Source organism: Metabacillus sp. FJAT-52054 (assembly GCF_037201815.1).
Taxonomy (GTDB): Bacteria; Bacillota; Bacilli; order Bacillales; family Bacillaceae; genus Metabacillus_B; species Metabacillus_B sediminis.
The window spans coordinates 3566164-3587261 of the sequence record NZ_CP147407.1; the positions used below are offsets into that span (position 1 = coordinate 3566164).

Genomic DNA, 21098 nt, shown 5'->3' on the forward strand with positions numbered 1-21098 from the left:
TTTCTTCCCCCTTTTTCACCTTCATATCTGTACCCGGATTCTCCCTGAGAGTAACGCTAGTTATCCTTTATAAAGAGATGATATTCAGCTGCCCATCATTTGTAATGGAAAAAAAAGCTGAGTCTACAGTAAAAGAGGATGAATTACCCATATTTTTCTTAGTTAAATTTTATTTAAATTCGTGTACTATTTTCATAGAAAGCTAAACGGAGTGGATGAACATGCGTACGTTAAGGATCGTAATTGCAGATGATAAGCTTGAGTCTTTGGAAATTATTCAGCACTACATTGATCAATCAGAGGATTTTAAAGTGGAAGGCATCTGCAGAGACGGACTTGAGCTTATTGAAAAAATCCAGTATTCAAGTCCAGACCTGATCCTGGCTGATATTAACATGCCTAAAAAGAATGGAATTGACGCCATTAAAGAGTGTCTGCAAATCAATCCTGATTTGAAATTTATCTTCATCACAGGATACGATGATTATGCAGTTGAAGCTTTTAACTTATCTGCTGTGGACTATATCGTAAAGCCGGTTAAACCGGTCAGGCTGTTTACAGCTCTATATAAAGCGAAAAATTTGCTGGAACGCCATGCTGTTTCTCTGCCGTCCCCGCATAAACGGCTGAGTCTTAAATCTGCAGGCTCCATTTATTACATTCCCTTTAACGATATTATTTTCATAGAAAAGCTCGGGAAGAAATGCTTTGTTCATACGCCCAGCCAGGTTTATGAAACATATGAGGGCATTAAAACCCTCTATGAGCGCCTGGATCATTCATTTTTCCTCAGCCACCGCTCTTATGCGATTAATTTAAACCGTGTGTCTCATATTACTCCCAGAAATGAAACCTACCAGGTATTCTTCAGCGGGTACTTACATCATGCTTACATTTCTAAATTAAAGATTAATGAATTCCATTCTAAATTATCTTTATTTATTTAAAGCTGCAAAGCTCTTGTCATCATTTCATACAGGGAAATTGCTGAACACATTTAGAGCATCGAGAGTTGACTTTACTTTCGTGCTCTTATTTGTGCTTAAAATGTCTCTTTTCGGGAACAAACGGACGTTTATCCATCCCAATAAGCGTTATATCCTTCCTAAAATGCCTCCATTCTAATCGACAGAATTTTCAGCTTCTCCTATTATAAAGGAGGAATGGGTATTTTTTACTAAGGGGATGAAACATGAGAAAAACATCATTAGAGCTGCTCCAACCAGGAATCATATTGGCAGAGGATATTTATGCAGACCAAACATTGATTGTTAAAAAAGGAACCTTGACGGACTCTTATTTAGTTGAAAAGCTGAAAAAATGGGGAGTAACTCAAGTTCTGGCATTACATCCGGCAAGTGAATTAAAACCTGCGCTTATGACCCTTATTCAGAGCATTCCTTCTGAAGGCAATACCCATTATGAACAAACCATTCAAGATCTATTTTTTGGATCGCTTTTGAAAATAACAGATGATAAACGCTATGGAATTTCACTGAATCTTAATGAATCCATTTATCTTCTTTTAACCTATTTTACAGAAATTATGAAAATAGATTCCATCTATTCAAAAATGCTTCAGCTGAAGAACAATGATATAAACACCTTCCTGCATTCAGTGGATGTATTTATCCTGTTTACCCTGCTGGCTAAAAAAATGAACCTGCCAGACCTCGAACAGCAAAGTAAGTCTGCCTTGGTCCATGATATCGGAAAAGCAGATTTGCCTGGCATGCTCCTTTTAAAACAAGACAAACTGACTAAACTGGAATTTGACATTATAAAGACTCACCCTTTGCTGGGGTACGATTATTTAAAAGGTCATTCTGAGACTGCCGGATATGCCGAACTTGCGAAAGTCCATCATGAAAGGATGGATGGAAGCGGATATCCTGACGGTTTGCTTGCTGAAGATCTTTCTTTAGCTTCCAGAATTTTGATGATTGCAGACGTTTACTCTGCTCTTACCTTAAAAAGAATGTATCGGGCGCCTCTTCCAGCAGAGGAAGCGTTAGCTACTCTTTCCCGTGACGCTCACCTTTACGACCAAGAGGTCCTGAAGCAGTTTATGCATCTGCTCCATATTTACCCTGCCGGAACAGAGGTTGTCTTAACAAATGGATGGACCTGTGCGGTAAAAGGACACACACCCAATTTTCCGTTTCTTTTATCTCTGGAAAATTTGGAGAGCGGAGAGCTTTTTCACATTCCTCCTGATTTTTCACTGAAGGTCGAGAATATCCTCGATTGGAGCGGGGCTGAGAAAAGCGTTTCCAAAAAAATACGGTGGGAACATTTTATCTCTGAATTAGTATCCGGAAATAAGGAGATGGCTTTCACACATTTTGAAGCGCTGGCCGACGGGATGCGGGTAGAGGATATATACAGACTTATCTTATGCAAGGCTGCCATGGAACTCGCCCAGTCCTATAAAGACCGTTTTCTCAGCCGAACAAGTCTTCACATCGCAGACGATATTCTTTGCCATATTCTGAATAAGAAAAGAGAATGCTACTCAAGCATGATATCCAACCGCCTGAAGGTGATGACCGTTTTCATCGAGAGTGAAACCTTTCATTTTCCCTGCATGATGTTTAACGACTTTTTTACAGCGAATGGCTGGGAGACGGTTAAGCATCTTGGATCTGAACCGCAGGAGATTGCGGAGCTGGCTGGAAAAAGAAAGCTAAAATATATTTGCTTTACCGTTACTAATAAGTATTCTCTAGCGACTGTCACTGCACTTGCTGATGCATTAAAAGCAATCAATCCAAATGTAATTCTAATGATTTTCAAGGAATTTTATACGACTGAACCAATTGAAAAGGGAGCAGCCGACTTCCTTGCATCAAGTCCTGAGATGGCTGTGCAGAGACTTTCCCTTTTAGAAAACCCTGATTTTTGGCAGCGGCATTTTAGTGAGAAATTTACTGCTGCAGACGGAGAATAACATGTCCTTCCATATTGAAACCTTTGAAAAAAATGAGAATGAAGATGCTTACATAAGCCTGGATCGTTCATGGTGTATTCAATTTATCAATGCACAAGGAGCCAAATTATTTAGAGATACTCCGAACAAGTGCATCGGCCGAAACGTGATGGATTATTTGAAACATGACGATGCCAGGACGTTTAAAGCTCTTTTTACAGAAGCGATCCAGCACAAAGAAAGCAGCCGCCTGAAGCTCACCTATCAAATCGATGGTGTATTGAAAAGGGTCGAAATCTGCGTCTATCCTGCAGAAAGCGGAATCAGCCTTGTATTCAAAGACATGACAGCAGCATACAAGGTTGAGAAGGCCATTCATGCTAAAAATGAAAAACTAACACTGCTAAGCGAGACAGCGAGCGGTATGATTGAGAGCCAGAAACCAACTGAGCTCCTTGACACCCTATTTAATAAGTTATCCGACTATCTCGACCTTGATGTTTATATTAACTATATGGCGAAGCCTTCTTCAGGAAGTTTGGTCCTCGCGAATTATTCAGGAATTACAGCAAAAGAGGCAAAAGCTATAGCTGTAATTGAATTTGGACAGGCTGTATGCGGAGCCGTAGCCGAGAGCAAGGATGCAATGATTATTGAAAATGTGCAAAATTCGCTGGAAAGCAGAGTCAAAATCATTAAAAATCTTGGGATAAAAGCCTATGTGTCCCATCCGCTCGTATCCCACGGCAAACTGCTTGGCACCTTGTCATTCGGCTCTAAAACCCGATCCCAATTCAAAGCTTCGGAAATTGAGCTCATTCAGACTGCTTGTACCCAGCTATCCAATCTGCTTGAGCGGATTTGCATGATTGCCGAACTGAAGAAAAACAATATTGCCCTTACGCAAGCAAAAGATGCCGCTGAGAAAGCAAGCAAAGCGAAATCTCATTTTCTATCAATGATGAGCCATGAACTGAGAACACCGCTTCATACAATTATGGGATTCTCCGATATTCTACTTGATAAAAAGGACGAACCATTAACGAACCGCCAGAAAGAGAAAATCAGTAAAATATCCAACGCAGCGGACCATCTGCTCCACGTCATTAACGATATCCTTGATTTGGTCAGGCTGGAAAAAGGAAAGCCATTCATAAAAAATGAAATCACTCCTGTAAAAAAAATTGTGAAAGACAGCATCAAATGGATCCTTCCTTTTGCTGAAACAAAGGGGATTACAATTGAAACAAACCTTCATGGCCAGGGTGAAATATTTCTTACAGCCAACAAAGTCCGGTTAAAGCAAATCATGCTCAACCTGCTTTCAAATGCCGTCAAATACAATCGCGATCATGGCCGTATCGAGGTGATCGTATCTCAAGAAATAGACTTCGCTCTCATCCAAATAAAAGATACCGGATTTGGAATATCAAAGGAAGATGAACTTCGGATTTTCGATCCATTTTTCAGATCGGACAGCCATTATTGGGATGTGGAAGGGTCCGGTGTGGGGTTATCGCTGACAAAGCAGCTGGCAGACGAAATGGGAGGATCTCTTGGAGTAAAAAGCACGCTTGGAGAAGGGAGCCTATTTTGGGTGAAACTCCCCCTTAAATAATCAGGGGGAGAACCCTTTCATCGCTCAGAAAGCAGTTGATTTGCACCGCGAAGATATTGGACATAATCATTTTTTTCAGGAGCTTCAACCGTTTCTAGCGCTTTTTCAATCCGCTCGAAGTTGTCCATCAAATGCTCCTTTTTCATTCCTCTTGAGGTCAATACATTGTTAAGCCAAACAGCATAATCCGTAAAAATTTTAGGCATCTGCGCTTCATAAGCTGTAGCCAAATGCTTTAAATGATGCTCATTATCTTCCCGGCATTTCCGCTTCCCCGTCTCTCCATATTTTTCGAGTAGCTCAGGGTAATGCTCATATATGCCTTCCACCACTTGCTCTATAATTTCATCTTTAATTTGCGGATTCACGTCGCAACCACCTCATACTTTTTCACAGTCGGCACAATGGCTGCAAGCTCTTGATCAGGGTAGTTTTTCTCATGCTCATGCACCTTTTTAAAGGCGTCGCTTTGGACCCATTTCATATAATGATCTTTCGTTTCCCATTCAATTTGAACCGTAAGCTCTCCCTTTTTCTTTTCATTTTGAAGGAGCTGAAAGGAATGGAAACCTTCATACTGATCAACCATTTTCGATCTTGTTTTATAAATGGAAATGACCTCATCTGCTTTATTCTCAGGTACGTTAAATGTAGAATGAACGATATACAACGATTTCATCTCCTCTTTTTGTATCCTCTTCAACCTAACATAAAATCAGGCTCGAGAATACAAACTTGACAGGAAAGATTTTTCCAATCTAACTTTCAGTATAAGGTATGAGCAACCAATTTTCTACATGAAAAAGAGGCGCAGACTAGTCGGCGCCTCTTTCTAGTTAAAGCTTATTCGTTCGGCTCAATGACGCCGTATTTTCCATCTTTTCTTTTGTAAACAACATTTGTGCGGTTCGATTCTGCATTCGTAAAGACGAAGAAATTATGCCCCAGCATATTCATCTGAAGAATCGCTTCTTCACTATCCATTGGTTTCAACGTGAAACGCTTCGTTCTCACGACTTCCATGGTGTCTTCATCTTCTTCCTGAGTCTGAACGGCAGTTGGCGTTTCAACCGGATTTCCATTCGCAAACATCAGTTTAGCTGAATCCTGGTCACGGAACTTGCGATTAACCTTTGTTTTGTGTTTTCGAATTTGGCGCTCAAGCTTGTTCGTCACAAGATCGATAGCCGCATACATATCCTCATTATGCTCTTCGCCGCGAAGGACGAGATTCGTCATTGGGATTGTAACCTCTACCTTGGATTCCATATCACTGTAGTAACTGAGATTCACGTGAACATCTGCATCCACGGACTCCTGAAAGTACCTTTCAAGCTTCCCAATCTTCTTCTCCACGTAATCTCTTAAAGCTGGAGTTACCTCAATATTTTCCCCTCTGACACTGTATCTCATTAAAAACTCCTCCTTTGTAAAGGATATGTAAACTTATTTCTACTTTCCCCTCTTGGATTCCTGCTCAAACGTAAAATTAGTGTGAAGGAATCGTGAAATTTGTAAAAACATGCAGAATGGTTAGGGAATTTGACCTTTTTGAAGGGAATGAGAGGGTGTAGCAGCGCGCATCAGCCTCCAATGCAGGTCGATATCGGCTTTTATCTGGATATATCGGCTATTATCAGAATATATCGACCGAAATAAAAGTATATCGGCTATCTTAAAATTATATCGGCTTTTATTTTTATATATCGACTTTTCGACAATTTTCAAGTCTCATCAAACAAAAAAACCGCCTGGATTCCAAGCGGCTACTGCAAAATATACGGCTGAAGTCTTTTTTGGATCCCATCTTTCCATAATACAAATACAGGAGCCAGGCGATCTTTTAAATACGTTTCATACGTCAGCGGCTGAAAAAACATAAATTCCAAATGATCCAGTTCATGAATAACCTCATCAAACCTTCTGATTTCATGAAGCAGCAACGGATCCTCCTCCGCCACTGAATCCATGATCAGCACGTTTGAACTGTCAATGTGATAAAAAGCCCTCATAATATCAGAAAAAACCTTTTCTGCCTCTGTCAATTCAAGTTTATGAAAGCTCTCCAGCACATAATCCAGCCCCTCTTGAACTGTGTTCAGCAAGTGATAATAGAAATGATACAATTCAAAGCGCTCATATGCGTTCAAGTCATCCACCCTCGATATATAGGTCATTTATACTATATTTTATATCGGTCGCTAGGCGTGATTGTTGATAGTAGAGCGCACATTAAATTAACATTTTTAACCAATAAATAATTCTTAAATAAGTTTGTCTAGGATCCAGTGGCCCAAAAAGGCAATTTGCACAGGAATCATGATAAGCGGCATGCAGCCATCAAAGCTGCAGCAGCCATCTGCACAGCCATCGAGACAGCCATCTTTGGATTCTTTTTTCCTTTTTTTCTTGGGCGATACAGGTTTTTTATATTTATTTTGATTTAGAAAGTTCATAAGATCTCCTTTAAAGTGAATCTGGATCGACAAGTTAACCCGTTTTAATAGAATGAAAAACCCAAATACATTATAAGGAAAAATAAAGGAAATTAGCAGTCCAGAAAGACTCAAATCTTCAGTTTTACTAATTTATATTTTTGGGAAAACAAGAAAACTCCCTGCCCATACCGGGAAGAGAGTTTCACCTTATTTCCGTTTATCATAAAACATTCCATCCGCTTGAACAGACTGATAGGGATTTACGTATTTGTTCGCCCCATCCTTGGTTTTTTTCAAGCGCTGCATGTCTGCCTGGATGATGGTTTTCACTATGCTCATTTTCTCAACGATCTCTTTGTTCCACTCATTAATCTCATGAAGCTGTTCCTTTTCGCGGTCTGTAAATGGTGCTGCAATTTGCTTCATGGCAGCTTCCCGCTCATTAAGCTTGTTGTCGATTTGCCCAATCAAGGTCTCCCGTTCATCCTGTTTTGCAGGCTGGTCAAGCAAATTCAGGAGCTGTGCTGTAAGGGTGTGAACCTCAAATACAGAGCTCATTAAACAGAGCCGCCCTGCTTGAATTGCGCTTGGCGGTTCATCTGGATTACTTGCTTCCATGTATCGCGGAATTCGGTTACATACCCTTCTACTTCATCCAGAATGCTTGTATCATTTCCAAGGTTTGCTTCCATAAGACGGCGGTTCATATATTCATAAAGGGACATCATATTTTTAGAAACTTCAAGGTCCATGTTTAATGTCACCATAAGCTCTTGGATGATTTTTTGCGCTTTTAGAAGACTCGTATTTTTTGCTTCGATCTGCTTTTGTTCCATAGCCGTACGCGCTTGTTTAATAAATTTTAAACAGCCATTATACAGCATGAGAGTCAATTCGCCAGGGGATGCGGTCGTCACAGAATTTTGCTGATAAGCCTGGTATGGGTTATTTACTGCCAAGTTGTTTCACTCCTCATTAATTTCCGCCGCCGAAGTTGGCTAGCTGTGCTGATTGTGCGTTGGCTCTTTGGATGGCTGATTCCATTGCCGAAAACTGGCGCCAATAACGATCCTCGATTTGGACTAAACGGTCTTCAAACCGGTCGATTTGAGTATCCAGGCTATCGAGGTTTTTTCCGATGGAAAACTTTTGAGTCGTCATCAAGCTGTTTCCGGCCTTTGCTTCAACCCTCGTGATCGTATCTTTTATGGTAGCACGCAATCTCCCGGCGAGACCAGATGTCTCAGGAGTTGTACCCTTCGAGTTAAACAGCTCAAATACCGCACTCGGATTGGCCTGGATTTTTTCGCGCAGCTTTGTTTCATCGATAATGAGCTTTCCTTTTTCCATATAATTGGACGTCGTTTTAATGCCGATATCGGAAAGCTGGGTATATCCGCTGACATTTCCTGTACCATTTACCGGTGCATAGAAATCTGTTCTCATTTTATTTAAACCAGATGCAAGAATGGAATCGTTTTTCAGAAGGCCGCTCTTAGCCTTTTCTTCCCACTGCTCAACCTGCTTATCTGAAAGGGACTCACGCTCCGTATCCGTCAGCGGCTGATAGGAACGATAGCGGTCTTCAGAAATCTCACCGTTGATTTTCCCGATAATTTCGTTGTATTTATCTACAAATTTAACGACCGAATCAACAATACTGTCTACATCTGTTGTACTTGAGATATTAACGGGCTCAGTTGTCTTTTGATTTAAATTATATTCCACACCGTTCATTGTAAACGTATTTGAGGCTTGATCCATTGCATATCCATTTAATTTGATCGTCGCGTTGCTTCCCAGTTTTGTCGGATCCTTCGCAAGGTTGTTTCCTGAAAAAGAAAATCCAAGGCTGTTCATAAAGGACTGTGTATTGGCATCTGTGGAAGAGATCGCCCCGCTCGCCCCTGTTTTGCTGCTTGTCATGATGATACTTTCAAAGGCATCTCCCGTCACTTTAGCCTTTATAGCAGATACACCTAGAGAGGACGAGTTGATTTTATTCAGTACTTGATCAAGTGTATCTCCTTCTGCAATGGAGATTTTTACATCTCTTGGAGTAGAAGAACCGGGATCGGTTACCTTGAATAGCAGCTCCTTTGCACCTGCTTCAACAACTGGAGCTTTCGTTCCCTTCCATGAAGCCGCTGTTGCCAGAGTGGTAACTTCAATAGAAGTAGAAAAATTAGCTCCCGCACTGATCGCTTTCGCACTAACCGCACCCTCATTTGAACTGCTGACTGCTTTCTTATTAAATGTGGATTGAAGCGTTAGTGAATTTTTATTGATCGGACTCAGCATATCGTCCAGTTCTTTTAGCAGCTTGTTCATGTCCCGGTAGTTGTCACGCTGCCACTCAAACGTCGTTTTCTTTTGCTTTAGCTTATCGACACCCATCCGTTCTGCTTTCATTAAATCACTGACCATCGTATCGATATCCATTCCGCTTGCCAATCCGCCGATTCTCATTGCCACTATTGCTCACCGTCCTGTTTAGCTTTTTTCATCTATAAACAATCCCACAAATTCTGTCATCGCTGCATACATATCCAGCACTTTTTTATTGGGGATCTCCCGAACAACCTCTCTTGTCACATCATCCACAACGGTCACATAATACTCGTTGAGCTTTTCGTGAAGCACAAATTCCGTATGAGTATTGGCCGGCGCCATAAATTCATTTAAACTTTCAACAATTTTCTCAAGCTTTTCTTTCGAAACAGGGGGAGTTTCCTTCACTTGATAAGCTGACTCTATATCTTGTACAGGATTCGTTCTTACCGCTTCAGTGTCTTGCATACGAGGCATTCCTTGAGTTGAAATCGAATTTACTGCCATAGTGGACACTCCTCAATTTAATCATCTAAAAGTTATATCGGAGAGTTTGGGGAGTTGTTGAGGGGAAATAGAAAAAACCTCCTATTAGCCCGGGAGGTTTTGCATATAGGGCCTATTAAAATTCTGCCTGCCAGGGAAGAAGCTTTTGAACTTGGATTTGCAGCTTTCCTGAGCATCAGCCTCCATTGAGATTTTACAGGAATGATTTGTTCATCAGCTCTTTTCCCCAAGCCAAATCCTCCCTCTTGCATTTAAGATTCATTATTAACTGCTGAAGCGGAATGTATATAGGGCAGGATATAATATTCCTTGTAGGGCTTAAACTCCTGTTCATCCAGCACGTTATATGTGGGTATTCTAATTTTATTATTTTGCTTATCCGTTATGACAATATCGTAATACAGCCATGATCTTAAAGTTAGTCCTTTGTATTGGATACTTACATCCTTAATTTCTTTTAGGGGGATTGACTTTTTGTCAGATTCAACCCTGCCCTCAGGTCCCGTAAAAATTTTGAGGCGAACCTTGTTTTTATTAAAAAACACTGGTGAAGATCGGATAAAAAAATAAAAACCAAAAAACAGACCGGCTAATCCGCCCATAACTCCCAGAGGGCTGGTGTTCAAGCCTGATGTAAACGCATCAATTGTAAGCCATGCACAAATCTAATTAACCTTGGATTTCCCTTCACTTCGATCTTATCCTGCTGATCCATGCTTCAAATTCATCTCCTTTCTAAATGACCCGTATTACTTGGAAATTGCTTATATTTTCTCTTATACGCCTCCTGGGCATCAGGTGTCATGAACGGAAGTACGTACTGTTGAATCTGCTGATTGAATGTAAGATCATTTACCAAATTATAAGTCTTCATTTGAACAACCTTACCCTGGTGTGTATAGATTACCAGATCCTCATAAAAAATGGATCTCAGAGAAATCCCTCTCCGTCTAATCTCTAAATCTCTTATATCTTTTATAGCAACTGATTTTTTTCTGGATTGAACTCTTCCCTCTGGTCCTGGAACAATTTCAAAAATGACCCTTCTATTTTTAAAAACACCCGGTGAGCTATGTAAAAATATATAAAGGCCCCAAATCATTCCAGCAAATCCACCCACAATTCCAGATAGACTATATTTAGATTCAAACTGAAGAGCATCCAGGAAAACCCATAAACAAAATATAAACACTCCTGCTGATGAAATGAAGAACCATACTACAAACCTTGAAAAAGCTTTCACTTCTATAATTGCTGGGCTTTGATTGTTGAGCAAATGGGTTCTCTCCTCAGAAAATGTAATTTAACCATCGTCTCCTGCACGGTCTTTTTTACTCCTTATCTCACTTCAACTTGCTGCATTCATTTAATATTCTTTTGTGCTTGTGCTTCCGAACCCGAACTTATATATGGAAGAAGATACTTCTTCAGATCATTGTTTAAATCCTGATAGTGTAACAGGTTATAGGTTGGCATTTTCACCTTTTTATTGTCGAGGGTATAGATAATTAAATCCTCAAAAAACATGGCACGGGGGGTAAATCCGTTTTTTGCTATTTTATAGTCTCTAATGTTCTTAATATCCACTGATTTCTTTATAGATTCAATTCTTCCATCTGGTCCGGGAATAATCGTAAAGATGACTCTGTCTTTACTAAAAAGGCCCGGTGCAACATTTATAAACATATATAGTGAAAATACAGCTCCCATTCCTCCCCCAAATACTCCTACGACATCGTAAATAGAGGTAAATCTAATTGCAGCCAAAAATATACTGCAGAAAACAGCAAATGAAACGACTGTTGCCATAAGACCGAATAGTAAACTTGTCTTATTGAACCTAATTTTAATTACATCTTGGTTACTCATCATATAACTCCTGTCATTCTATTTAAATAAAGCCGGGCCACTAATGCCTTTCCTTAGGAAACTTCCAAACAATCAAAGTCAAAATCCCAATTAGCACCTGGAAAAAGAGCCAAAACACAAGAAGGGGAAACCAGGTTTCCTCCACCCAGCTCTGGGAGTTTATGAAAAGGATGCCAATAACCAAAAGCAGGATGAGACTGCCTCTTTTGAAAAAAAGGGATGCTTTTATCTCCAATTTTGGCTCTCTTACCTCTTCTTTTTCCTCTTCTATTTCCATATCATTTTCCAATGGTCCATTCATATATGCGTTCATTATGTAAGATAGATAGTCCGGGACAGAGGTATGAACAAGCCGGATTTGTTCGCTTTTCGTAATTTCAATGCGCCAAACTCCAGTTTCAGCAGGGACAAATGCTGTTCCAAAGCTGAAAAAATCCTGATCTGTGTACAGGGTCATTGAATTGATTTCCCTATTGTTTGCTTGAAAATCTCTCAGAAATATCCGAAGTTCAGGCGTCGTCTCAGGATCCTCCATGATTTCCTTGTACTCTTCATCCCCTGCATAATGGAGGGAGTTGTAGTAGTCATCACTCATCCGGATGATCTCATAGGAGTTAGTTGATCGGTAATACTGGTCCAAACCAAAAAATCCGGCAATAATGGATTCAGGTGTCTCACTTTCAGCTAGATCCGTATATACATATGTTTTATCTTCAATCAGAGTTTCCATGATCCGATTATCAGAAACCGTAGCCTCCACCCCAGGTTTGTTCAGCTCCATCCACAAATCCGATGCTTGAAGGGATGTTAAATATCGGCTTAGTTCAGCGTATTTCCCATGCAAATCTGCTGTTTTTGCTGCTTTTTTTATTTCCTTCCGCCTCTTCCAGGATACGCTTAAAAATGCGTAGCTTTTATACATGGCTTTAAGCCCTAATGCTCTCGATACAATAAGTATGTCATCCAGCGAATATGTTTCCTGTTTCATCATTTTTCACCTCTTAAAATGTAAAAAGCAAATCAATTACGACAACCTGAATAAATAACAAGCAAAAAAAGAGGATACTTAGCGGTCTGCTAAAATACCATGGAAGACGATACAGAATGTTTTGTACATAATAATTAAGAGAGAAAAAAATAAGAGCACCAATTCTCGCTATATTTAGGTTAAAACTCCTTTCTTTGTGATAAACCATTCCCTCGTAAAAATAGAGCGTTAACTTAGGCAAGAAGATGGCGGCCAATGCTGCGAGCATATTACTCACAAGCAGGATTGTAAACATTGAACTCGGAAAGGGGAGATCACTATGCGAGATTGCAAGCCCCATATAAAGTGCAAATAATACTCCGATCAAATAAGCAAAAATTCTCCTCATCTTTCACCCTACTTTTCCATAAATATTCTTCATTAAATTACCAGTAAATCAAATCATTAGGAATAATCCATAGGACCTATTCCCTTTTATTGCTAGTCAGGAAACCTAAAAAGCACCCGCTTTTTTATTAGCGAATGCTTTCAATAGCTATAGTGCTTGAAATATAATATTTTGGTATTTACCAGCCCCGCCGCTTAAGAAGCCAAAGCCATACATCCCATGTGTAAAAAGGCCATCCTCCGCTGTCAGCACCGATTGATTATTAATGAAAAAATGAAATGAAGATCCGCTGCATTCAATACGAAACGTATACGTCACCCCATGCTCCCACTCAAACGAAACCGTTTCCATTTTTTTGTACCCAAAGTCATTGCGGATAAATGAAATCCTGCCTTCTCCATCAAAACCCGCAAGGTAATGCCGCATAATGCCCTGAGCGCGGAAGAGGAGCAGATGGCTCGTTCCTTCAATAGGGGTAACGTCAACAGAATAAGAGTAATCCGTAGAATAATAGTTCCCGGTATAGGAGGAGCAGCTGTCCGCAGATTTACAGATAAGTGCATCTCCCTCCAAACTCCACTCCCCCCTATGATGAGCAAACGGGGTAACGGATCCAAATTCCCTGCACTGCTTGGAGAAATCGATGGTGTAATCGGCAGCTCCGTGTATATGGAATTCATCGATAAACAGCTTGCCGAAGGCCCGGTTATAGGTGGGGGAGTCGCTGCTGATTTTGTAGCCGATTTCGTCGATGAGGGAGCCTTTAGTATCGGGAATGATGAATGCAGCTTCTTGCCAGGATTGGTTTTTTAGTTGAATTGGAGGCAGGTATTGTTCATTTTTGGTATAGGTATCGCGTACGTAAGGGGTTAGAGTGATTTTTTCGCCGCGCCATTGATCGAGGAAGATTTGAGCTGAGACGGTTTGACCGCTGTATGCTTTCGGTGAGAAGACCGGCTTGTATTTTTCATCGTTAAATTCTTCTCTTCGGTAAAATGGTTTCCAGAAGATGCGGCTGCTGTCGCCCGAGATCATACGATCGAAAAGTATTTCCAGACTTCCTTTGTTCTGGAACCCTCTCTCTCGTGAGTGCCTTAGGATGGCTTTGAACGGATTGTTTGTTCGAAACCCATGAGTAGAACCTGGGAGAAGAAAATCAAAGTAAACTTCTCCGTGCTTTACGGCTTCTTTCAAATGACGAGGCGGTTCTTCGCGGTCCACCTGATATTTAAGCATGGCAAGCTCTTTTACAAAAGTGGGAATGTCTAAAATATTCAAGTAGCCTGAAACGCTGGAGGTGACGATCGTGTCGTTGATCGGTTTTCTGTAATGGGGAGGAATTTCCTGTAAACCGCTAAATACTCCGCAGATGGTTCCCACGTTCCCGGCGTTGCAATCCGTATCCCAGCCGCACATTGTGGCGATTTCAACCGTCCTGGCGAGATTGCCGTTTCCGTATAGAAGGGAGAGAATGCATACGCCCGCGTTCGGGATGATATGGCATTCACCGGGGTATTTATGATAGCCCCACTCCTCCTCCACATAGTGATAACAAAGGCGGAAGTCCTCCGGGTTTCTTTTGTAAAAGGAAATAACCGCTTTTGCAAGCCTTGCATATTCGCATTCTTCCGGAATCTGAGCCAGGCCGCTCTCAATAATTTCTTCCATAGAGTCAGCTGTAAAAGCACGCGCGATGCACGCTGCAATAAACCTGGCGCCGTACAATCCGTTGCCGTCATGCGAGACGCTCGCCGCTTTCTCGGCGTACTCTGCGGCCTTTTCCGGATTGCCTGGAAAAATTAGACCCCATGTATCGATAAATATCTGCCCGCCAATCTGTTCGGCAAGGACCAGCCCATTGATTTCAGCCGAACCGGATTGGGGAGCAGGAATTCCTTTTTTCAAATTCGAGTAGGCACGATGCTCGGTACTGACCTGCTCTCCGCCCCACCAAAGCATACCGATGCCTTCCCGGCAGTAATTAAGCCACGCTCTTCCCACATCCTGCGGCTCAAGCTCCCGATCGACGGCATCATCCAGTAATGCTCTTATAAAAAACACCGGTCCATTGGCATCGTCATCCGCTGAAAACATCTGGTAGTCCTTTATATATCCCTTAATTTCACCGTAAACGTCCCGTATTTTCTCATACGTCCATTCCCGGGGTTCAACTGGAGCGCCGAGGCGAATCCCGATGTTCATTCCAAGAAATCCTGCATACACTTTTTCGAGGTATTGTTCTGTCTGCAATCAGACCCCTCCCTTTTACTAGGTCAGGTACTTCTTTCTATAGGTATGCAGCTGAAGATCTTTGGCTATTATTTTTTTTGCTGTTTCGGCAAACCGGCTGGAAAGGCCGGCAAAATCCATTCGATTCGCTTTCTCCAGCAGGACTTGATCCTCCTCTTTGATCACTTCATCCCCATACAGAGCTCCAAGTATAGCGCCGATCATGACACCGATGGAATCCGTATCCCGGCCTGAGTTGATGCCGTCATACATCGAAGGATAAAAAGCTCCGTCATTCAGAACGATAAAGGCCAGGGCCATCGGAAGCTCTTCAATGGAAAAAAGACGGCTCGGTGTATAGTGATTGGATGGCAGACCCGCTTTCCCTTCACTTCGGTGAACGTCATCTCCCATAGGAGAATAATCTTTCATCACATCCTGCAGCAAGTCGACCACTTCATCCATCTCGGCCTTTTTATCCCGCAAGCGCCTTGCCTCCTGGGTAACAGCTATTATCGCCTGCTTCGTGCCATCCTTAGCGAGACGAACCGCTGTATCCACAATCCCTTCAACCGATGCACCATCTTCGAATGCCTTCGCCACACAGGCCGCCATTACCCCTGCCGCTTCCAGTCCATAGCTGTTCTGATGGCCCATTGCAAAAAGAATCGCTTCGTCGTAGGCACCTTTAGGATTCCCGGCATTAACGATCCCGACCGGTGCGATATACATAGCCGCCCCACAATTGACCATATTGCCGATGCCGCCTTCTCTCGGCTCGCAGTTGGCCAGCGCATGGCGAGTGAAAATGTATTTTTCCGGATAAAAGAGGCGCTCAATCATGAGTGCCTCTCGTCCAAATTCAGGAATATACGTTCTGCGGTAGGCGATCTCTTTTACAAATTCATTCGCGAGATCGTACGCATCCAAATGTCTCTCCTCTTTCATATAAACGCGCATCAAGGCACCCATCATCAATGTATCATCCGTGACAATGCTGAATCCCCTTTTCTTCCCCAGTGTCACTGCTGCATCCGCATTGGCCTTGTACCAGGGAATATTGAGGGACTCCACCCGTCCGTAAGCGGCCTTAATTTCCTCATAGGACAATTTTTCAACAGCGGCACCGAGGGCATCCCCAAGTGCCGCTGCATAAATAACGCCTTTCACGCGTGCCTGAAATGGAATCATGATGTTGGCTCCTTACTTCAGTTTTCCGTTCACGAACTTCGTGATCTCATCTCCGCCTGCCTTTTTCCACTCTTCCGCAAACTTGTCAAAATCGCTGATTGGGCGTTTTCCTGTGATGATATCGGCTGAAAATTCCTTATACAGGTTTTCCGCTGCATCCCATTTTGCCGAAGACGCTTCATCCAGAATCACTTTGTTATCCTCGCTGTAATATTGCTGCACCAGCTTTGCCGATTCCTCAGCGGGCTTGGAAAGAAGCGGCGTTTTCAGCGTTTTTTCGGGTTTAAAATCTGCAGGCTCCCAGAATCGGGCATACCATTCGCTGTAATATTTCTCCGTCAGTTCAATTTGGTTATCTGTAATTTTATAATGCTCATTTTCAAATCCAATGCGATCCAGCATTTGTCCTTTAGGACTGGCAAGGTAATCGAGAACCTTAAAGGCCAGCTCTTTATTTTTAGATTGGGAGGAAATCGCGATCCCGCGGGACTCCTTTGAAATATCCGTGGCACCGTATCCCTGGAACTCTCCCTTTGCCGGAGGAAGCACGGTGAGCTCTGCCTCTTTGCCATTCACCTGCGTCATTTTCCCGTTATAAATGTCAATTACCTTCCCGTTCGTTCCGACAATTACCCCGGAATCTCCATCGTAAAAGGCTTTTTCCTTTGTATCCCACTGCTTTGTTGCAAACTGCTGATCGAGAAGGCCTTCCTTATAAAGCTCACTGTAAAATTCAAGCTTCGCCTTTTCCTTCTCGGAGACCTTTGCATACTCAAATGTTCCATCACTCTTTTTCAGCCATGTTTGGTTCAGCCCGAATGCCATGTTGAAGATATAATCCAGTTCCGCAATATCCCCGGCTGCCGTGATCGCATTTTTCGGCTTGCCTCCGCCAGGTGCCTTTTCAACAAGCTCCTTGAAAAAGGCTTTGTAATTTTCCGGTGTAGGATCTGCCATGAGCGCCTTTGAAGAAGACAGCTGATTGAACCAGTCGCTGCGGATGACCGGCGTTTTTAAATCAAGCGGCTTGATCCACAGCAGATAAGGATAATTTTTCATCCTCTTTTCATTGTATGGCTCCATGATGGATAATAGGTTTTTTGATTTTTTAATAATCATTACCGTTTTTTAAAAGTTAAACAAAAGCAGGGGAGCTGCTCAACAATTTAGTAATTGTGTCCAAACATCTTAATCGTACTATTATTTTGATAAATAATCCTTATTATACAACGTTTTATTCTGATTCAATTCACAACTTGAACAGGACATATTTACGAATAATTCACAACCACTAAAGACAAGTGAATGGCCCATAACTATAAGTTATGGTTATAACACTAGAGTTTAATAAACTATGATTAATGATTATATCTTTCTTCTCAGTTGGGTTATAAAAATTCCTCAATGAATATTATTATATCTACTAAATGTTAATATATTGTAATTATTTACAAAAATTTCATATTTAGGTATAATACATTTATGATTAAATTCTATATTGAATTTGGAGGATAGAAATAATGAAGAATAGAAAAAAAGTAATAGCTATAGTAGCTCTATGCGGGCTGTTAATTACATGTATGTCTTTAACAACTATTTTGGTATTAGGGGCAGAAAAAAAGATGCTCAATAGTTCTAGCATTCCCACAGCTAAACCAGTGAAAAAGATAAAAATTAATGCTGAACTTCAAGTAGAATCCTTAGAAAATACAATAAATAAATTAGCTGACATAGTTGCTGAAGTAGAAATTAGAAGTGTGGTTAGTGAAATGGATGAGCCAGGTCCTAAAACCGTATTTTCCGCAAATGTACTGGATGTCCTAAAAGGGGATGAAAACATTAAAGATATTAATGTGCTTCAACAAGGGAATAGTAGGTACGAGTTTAATGGAAATAGAATGTTTAAACCCGGAGAAAAATATATATTAGTTTTGAAAAAAGCGCCTGATTTGGGTGAAACAGTTTATTGGATAAGAGGAGAAGAAACACAAATTTACGAAGTTCAAGGGGATAGCGATTTATTAAGATGGGCAACTCCCTATGAAGATGAATTAAAAGATATTGAAAAAGAACAAATTATTAAGAAAAGCTTAATGAAAGGAAAGGATGATAAACAATATAAACTTATAGATAAAAGGCTATTTAAAGAAAAAATAAAGAAAATTAAAAAAAGAGTTTAAAGAGGTGATAATCAATGCATAAAAAAACAAAAACTATAATTATAAGCTTTGCAGTATTCTTGTCGGTCTTATTTTTGGGAATAAACCCAGTATACGCACATTATCCTTCTAACCCTGGTTCAGAGACCGAAGGATATATAGTAGACATTTGGAATCATGCAGGTACATCTGTTGTAAATTATGGCCTTGATTCAAATATCACAACTAGTTACAAAAATTTCATTTTAGATGGTGCACAAAAATGGAAAAACACAGGGGTAATAACGTTTAATTATGCAACTAGCTTCAGGACTGGGAGTTTCCTAAGGTATACAGATAGTAGTAGTGATACAGTTGCAGCATTCTACGATTATCAATCTTCTAATTATCATTTATACCATTGGAAAATAAAACTAAATACACATCATATGGATGGCAGAGGATCTACAGCAAACGCTACTACCGTAGCACACGAACTGGGACATGCAACCGGTCTAAATGATCTTTATTCTTTTGCAAACACTGGCAAACTTATGTATGGATACTCTAGTAGAACAGTAACTTATCCGGTTGCTTCTGACATCTCAGGAGCTAAAGTGGCTAATCATTAAGAAAAGAGACCACCATGCTAATTAATTTATGAAGATAAACACTATTGTCCATATCATACATTAAATGTAAAATTCCAGGATAAAGGCTTGTACAAAACCCGGTAAATAAGAGAGGCGGCCGCAAATAAGTTTGCGGCCGCCTCTCTTTCTATTTTTTACGTTCGATAAATTTTGAAAAGGAAATAAGTACACCTTCGGATAAAATTAAAGTTACCTCATCAGAGGTGCCCTTATGTTTAAATAGCATAACATGGATCAAGTTAATTTCGTTTGTTAACTGGTTCAAAAAAAGCTGATTGATGCCGAAGCGATTTTTATGATGGAATCAAAATCGAAGCCAGCGCCAATAAGTTTACGTTTGGTGGAGAAGTCCATCAAACTCTTTGATGAACTGTTAGAAAAAGATATTTTTCCGACAATGAACAGGACAATTATTAAGAACTCTAGAAGGAAGAGCTCTCCTTAATTGAGAAAAAACTGAAAGGGAAAGTTGAGAAACTGACTTGCCGATTTTTTGACACGCAAACTTAAATATGAAAACGGCAAATAAGAATAACAAAAGAATCAGATCAAACAGCATCTTTCAAAGGGAAAAAGACAGGCTCCATTTACGCTCAATGAGACGCGAAACCAGTTTGTATATATGAAGACTCATTTGCGTTTTAACCCATGTTCGATAGGGGCAAAGATAAGGTTGGAAACGAATTAAGATTTGCCTTCATGGCTGCGGATTTGAAAAAGCACACCGCCATGAACACATAAAAGTCCATAAATATATACTTCATCACATAATTCCTATCAGTAAAAATCTCTGATCGAAACCCAATTCCAGTCTTTCTGGTTAGTTTTGTTCAAGGCTCACTTTCTTGCTTTAAATAAATGTGAAACTTTAATATAATCCTGATTATTAATTGAATAATATCCATTTTTTTCTTCTGCACTTTTAAAAATAGGCTTTTTACTTGCCCAAAATGTTAATTTTTTTATGCTTCCCTTATAATTCACTTCAATGTAATAATCAGGATCTCTAATATCAAGTTTTTCCTTTTGGTATTCAGAATTACTTATCATTTTAATAAAATTTTGTTTGTCAATATTATTTTTGATTAGGTAGGAGTCGCCATTTTCAGTTGAAATTATATTTATTTCACTAGCATTAAGGAATTGCATCTCACTATTGTTCTTTCCATAGGAACTGCTATCACAACCTGCCAGTAAAATAATAAAACAAACCAAAGACATAATTCCAATTTTTTTCAATCAAAACCCTCCCAGTATATTGATTTGTTGGTGTTTTTGGGGAATGCTGCAAAACATTTCATCAAGCTTACAACCCATTTTACCCCAAGAGAACTGTTTGATTGTGATTCCCATCCAAATCTTCTTTCGGGAATGATCATATTATCTTATAAGTATTGACGTAACACCCTAGTAAAAGTTACATAAATTCCCAACCTTTATTTACTTTTCTATTGGAATTTTACTAACTTTAAATTGAGCCAATTTCCTAATGAATTGTTTGTATCTCAAATTCCAAAATTAACCATTTTATTGTTAGATGTACCTTATTACTAGCCTAAATACCTCTCGAAATAACTTGAGGCTGTTGGATTCAAAAAGTTGATTTACAGTTAAAAATGCCATCAGTGGTTTACTCGCTCAACTCATCTACAAAACATTTCAGATGTGATTTTAAGCTGGTCTGAATGAAATTACTCTTTGATGCCGGTGGAATTTGCATTATTGAACGATGTCATTAACAGCACTTGGAAGGTTTTGAGCAACGGACATCGCACAAACGCCTCATTGTAGACTGCGCCATTGGTCGTTCATGAAATGC

General features: G+C 40.4%; 22 protein-coding genes. 5 read left to right on the forward strand and 17 right to left on the reverse strand.

Annotation, left to right across the window (positions count from 1 at the left end):
- The first annotated feature begins 221 nt into the window (after positions 1-221).
- From WCV65_RS18555 to WCV65_RS18565, 3 genes are all read left to right on the forward strand, one after another.
- Positions 222-947, forward strand: coding sequence for a LytTR family DNA-binding domain-containing protein (locus WCV65_RS18555; RefSeq protein ID WP_338778535.1), 726 nt, complete (start codon positions 222-224; stop codon positions 945-947).
- A 245-nt stretch (positions 948-1192) separates the two neighbouring features.
- Positions 1193-2950 carry an HD domain-containing phosphohydrolase gene (locus WCV65_RS18560; protein ID WP_338778537.1) on the forward strand — a complete coding sequence of 586 codons (1758 nt, stop codon included), beginning with the start codon at positions 1193-1195 and terminating at the stop codon, positions 2948-2950.
- A 1-nt stretch (position 2951) separates the two neighbouring features.
- On the forward strand, positions 2952-4547 hold the full coding sequence (locus tag WCV65_RS18565; protein WP_338778538.1) for an ATP-binding protein: 1596 nt from the start codon (positions 2952-2954) through the stop codon (positions 4545-4547).
- Positions 4548-4564: 17 nt separating this feature from the next.
- Here the strand turns inward: WCV65_RS18565 and WCV65_RS18570 are convergent, their stop codons facing one another.
- The 16 genes from WCV65_RS18570 to WCV65_RS18645 form a co-directional block, all read right to left on the reverse strand.
- Positions 4565-4915 (reverse strand): hypothetical protein, encoded by a 351-nt coding sequence (locus WCV65_RS18570; protein ID WP_338778539.1) that lies wholly within the window; start codon positions 4913-4915, stop codon positions 4565-4567.
- Positions 4912-5217, reverse strand: a complete 306-nt coding sequence (locus WCV65_RS18575) for an antibiotic biosynthesis monooxygenase family protein (RefSeq protein ID WP_338778540.1) — start codon at positions 5215-5217, stop codon at positions 4912-4914. The genes WCV65_RS18570 and WCV65_RS18575 overlap by 4 nt, the downstream gene beginning before the upstream one ends.
- Positions 5218-5390: 173 nt before the next feature.
- Positions 5391-5960, reverse strand: coding sequence for a ribosome-associated translation inhibitor RaiA (gene raiA / locus WCV65_RS18580; RefSeq protein WP_035404754.1), 570 nt, complete (start codon positions 5958-5960; stop codon positions 5391-5393).
- A 353-nt stretch (positions 5961-6313) separates the two neighbouring features.
- A complete protein-coding gene (locus WCV65_RS18585) occupies positions 6314-6697 on the reverse strand; it encodes a hypothetical protein (protein WP_338778542.1) in 384 nt (127 codons plus the stop codon).
- A 114-nt stretch (positions 6698-6811) separates the two neighbouring features.
- Complete coding sequence (locus tag WCV65_RS18590; RefSeq protein WP_338778544.1) at positions 6812-7003, reverse strand: hypothetical protein; 192 nt, start codon at positions 7001-7003, stop codon at positions 6812-6814.
- A 189-nt stretch (positions 7004-7192) separates the two neighbouring features.
- On the reverse strand, positions 7193-7543 hold the full coding sequence (locus WCV65_RS18595) for a flagellar protein FliT (protein WP_338778546.1): 351 nt from the start codon (positions 7541-7543) through the stop codon (positions 7193-7195).
- Positions 7543-7944: a flagellar export chaperone FliS gene (fliS, locus tag WCV65_RS18600; protein WP_338778548.1), complete on the reverse strand. Its 402-nt coding sequence runs from the start codon at positions 7942-7944 to the stop codon at positions 7543-7545. The genes WCV65_RS18595 and fliS overlap by 1 nt, the downstream gene beginning before the upstream one ends.
- A gap of 16 nt (positions 7945-7960) precedes the next feature.
- Positions 7961-9454 carry a flagellar hook-associated protein 2 gene (locus tag WCV65_RS18605; RefSeq protein WP_338782364.1) on the reverse strand — a complete coding sequence of 498 codons (1494 nt, stop codon included), beginning with the start codon at positions 9452-9454 and terminating at the stop codon, positions 7961-7963.
- Positions 9455-9478: 24 nt separating this feature from the next.
- Complete coding sequence (flaG, locus tag WCV65_RS18610; protein ID WP_338778550.1) at positions 9479-9823, reverse strand: flagellar protein FlaG; 345 nt, start codon at positions 9821-9823, stop codon at positions 9479-9481.
- A 32-nt stretch (positions 9824-9855) separates the two neighbouring features.
- Positions 9856-10053 carry a hypothetical protein gene (locus WCV65_RS18615; protein ID WP_338778552.1) on the reverse strand — a complete coding sequence of 66 codons (198 nt, stop codon included), beginning with the start codon at positions 10051-10053 and terminating at the stop codon, positions 9856-9858.
- Between the two features lie 494 nt (positions 10054-10547).
- A complete protein-coding gene (locus tag WCV65_RS18620; protein WP_338778554.1) occupies positions 10548-11099 on the reverse strand; it encodes a DUF5381 family protein in 552 nt (183 codons plus the stop codon).
- 86 nt (positions 11100-11185) lie between these two features.
- The gene (locus WCV65_RS18625) at positions 11186-11692 is read right to left on the reverse strand and encodes a DUF5381 family protein (protein ID WP_338778556.1); all 507 of its coding nucleotides are present in this window, start codon (positions 11690-11692) and stop codon (positions 11186-11188) included.
- Between the two features lie 40 nt (positions 11693-11732).
- Complete coding sequence (locus WCV65_RS18630; RefSeq protein WP_338778558.1) at positions 11733-12680, reverse strand: hypothetical protein; 948 nt, start codon at positions 12678-12680, stop codon at positions 11733-11735.
- A 535-nt stretch (positions 12681-13215) separates the two neighbouring features.
- Complete coding sequence (locus tag WCV65_RS18635) at positions 13216-15318, reverse strand: ADP-ribosylglycohydrolase family protein (RefSeq protein WP_338778560.1); 2103 nt, start codon at positions 15316-15318, stop codon at positions 13216-13218.
- An 18-nt stretch (positions 15319-15336) separates the two neighbouring features.
- Positions 15337-16488, reverse strand: a complete 1152-nt coding sequence (locus WCV65_RS18640; RefSeq protein ID WP_338778562.1) for an ADP-ribosylglycohydrolase family protein — start codon at positions 16486-16488, stop codon at positions 15337-15339.
- Between the two features lie 12 nt (positions 16489-16500).
- Positions 16501-17547: an extracellular solute-binding protein gene (locus tag WCV65_RS18645; protein ID WP_338778564.1), complete on the reverse strand. Its 1047-nt coding sequence runs from the start codon at positions 17545-17547 to the stop codon at positions 16501-16503.
- Between the two features lie 461 nt (positions 17548-18008).
- On the opposite strand from WCV65_RS18645, the gene WCV65_RS18650 reads away from it, so the two are divergent.
- Together WCV65_RS18650 and WCV65_RS18655 are read left to right on the forward strand one after the other, a co-directional pair.
- Positions 18009-18668, forward strand: a complete 660-nt coding sequence (locus WCV65_RS18650) for a hypothetical protein (protein ID WP_338778566.1) — start codon at positions 18009-18011, stop codon at positions 18666-18668.
- A 14-nt stretch (positions 18669-18682) separates the two neighbouring features.
- Positions 18683-19258, forward strand: coding sequence for a hypothetical protein (locus WCV65_RS18655; RefSeq protein ID WP_338778568.1), 576 nt, complete (start codon positions 18683-18685; stop codon positions 19256-19258).
- Positions 19259-20116: 858 nt separating this feature from the next.
- Here the strand turns inward: WCV65_RS18655 and WCV65_RS18660 are convergent.
- On the reverse strand, positions 20117-20518 hold the full coding sequence (locus WCV65_RS18660; RefSeq protein ID WP_338778570.1) for a hypothetical protein: 402 nt from the start codon (positions 20516-20518) through the stop codon (positions 20117-20119).
- Positions 20519-21098 lie beyond the last annotated feature (580 nt).

Bases quoted from the DNA above. Each gene is read 5' to 3' on its own strand.
- WCV65_RS18555 (WP_338778535.1), top strand. From the start codon at position 222: ATGCGTACGTTAAGGATCGTAATTGCAGATGATAAGCTTGAGTCTTTG.
- WCV65_RS18560 (WP_338778537.1), top strand. From the start codon at position 1,193: ATGAGAAAAACATCATTAGAGCTGCTCCAACCAGGAATCATATTGGCA.
- WCV65_RS18565 (WP_338778538.1), top strand. From the start codon at position 2,952: ATGTCCTTCCATATTGAAACCTTTGAAAAAAATGAGAATGAAGATGCT.
- raiA (WP_035404754.1), bottom strand. From the start codon at position 5,960: ATGAGATACAGTGTCAGAGGGGAAAATATTGAGGTAACTCCAGCTTTA.
- WCV65_RS18590 (WP_338778544.1), bottom strand. From the start codon at position 7,003: ATGAACTTTCTAAATCAAAATAAATATAAAAAACCTGTATCGCCCAAG.
- WCV65_RS18595 (WP_338778546.1), bottom strand. From the start codon at position 7,543: ATGAGCTCTGTATTTGAGGTTCACACCCTTACAGCACAGCTCCTGAAT.
- WCV65_RS18605 (WP_338782364.1), bottom strand. From the start codon at position 9,454: ATGAGAATCGGCGGATTGGCAAGCGGAATGGATATCGATACGATGGTC.
- flaG (WP_338778550.1), bottom strand. From the start codon at position 9,823: ATGGCAGTAAATTCGATTTCAACTCAAGGAATGCCTCGTATGCAAGAC.
- WCV65_RS18625 (WP_338778556.1), bottom strand. From the start codon at position 11,692: ATGAGTAACCAAGATGTAATTAAAATTAGGTTCAATAAGACAAGTTTA.
- WCV65_RS18630 (WP_338778558.1), bottom strand. From the start codon at position 12,680: ATGAAACAGGAAACATATTCGCTGGATGACATACTTATTGTATCGAGA.
- WCV65_RS18640 (WP_338778562.1), bottom strand. From the start codon at position 16,488: ATGATTCCATTTCAGGCACGCGTGAAAGGCGTTATTTATGCAGCGGCA.
- WCV65_RS18645 (WP_338778564.1), bottom strand. From the start codon at position 17,547: ATGAAAAATTATCCTTATCTGCTGTGGATCAAGCCGCTTGATTTAAAA.
- WCV65_RS18650 (WP_338778566.1), top strand. From the start codon at position 18,009: ATGAAGAATAGAAAAAAAGTAATAGCTATAGTAGCTCTATGCGGGCTG.
- WCV65_RS18655 (WP_338778568.1), top strand. From the start codon at position 18,683: ATGCATAAAAAAACAAAAACTATAATTATAAGCTTTGCAGTATTCTTG.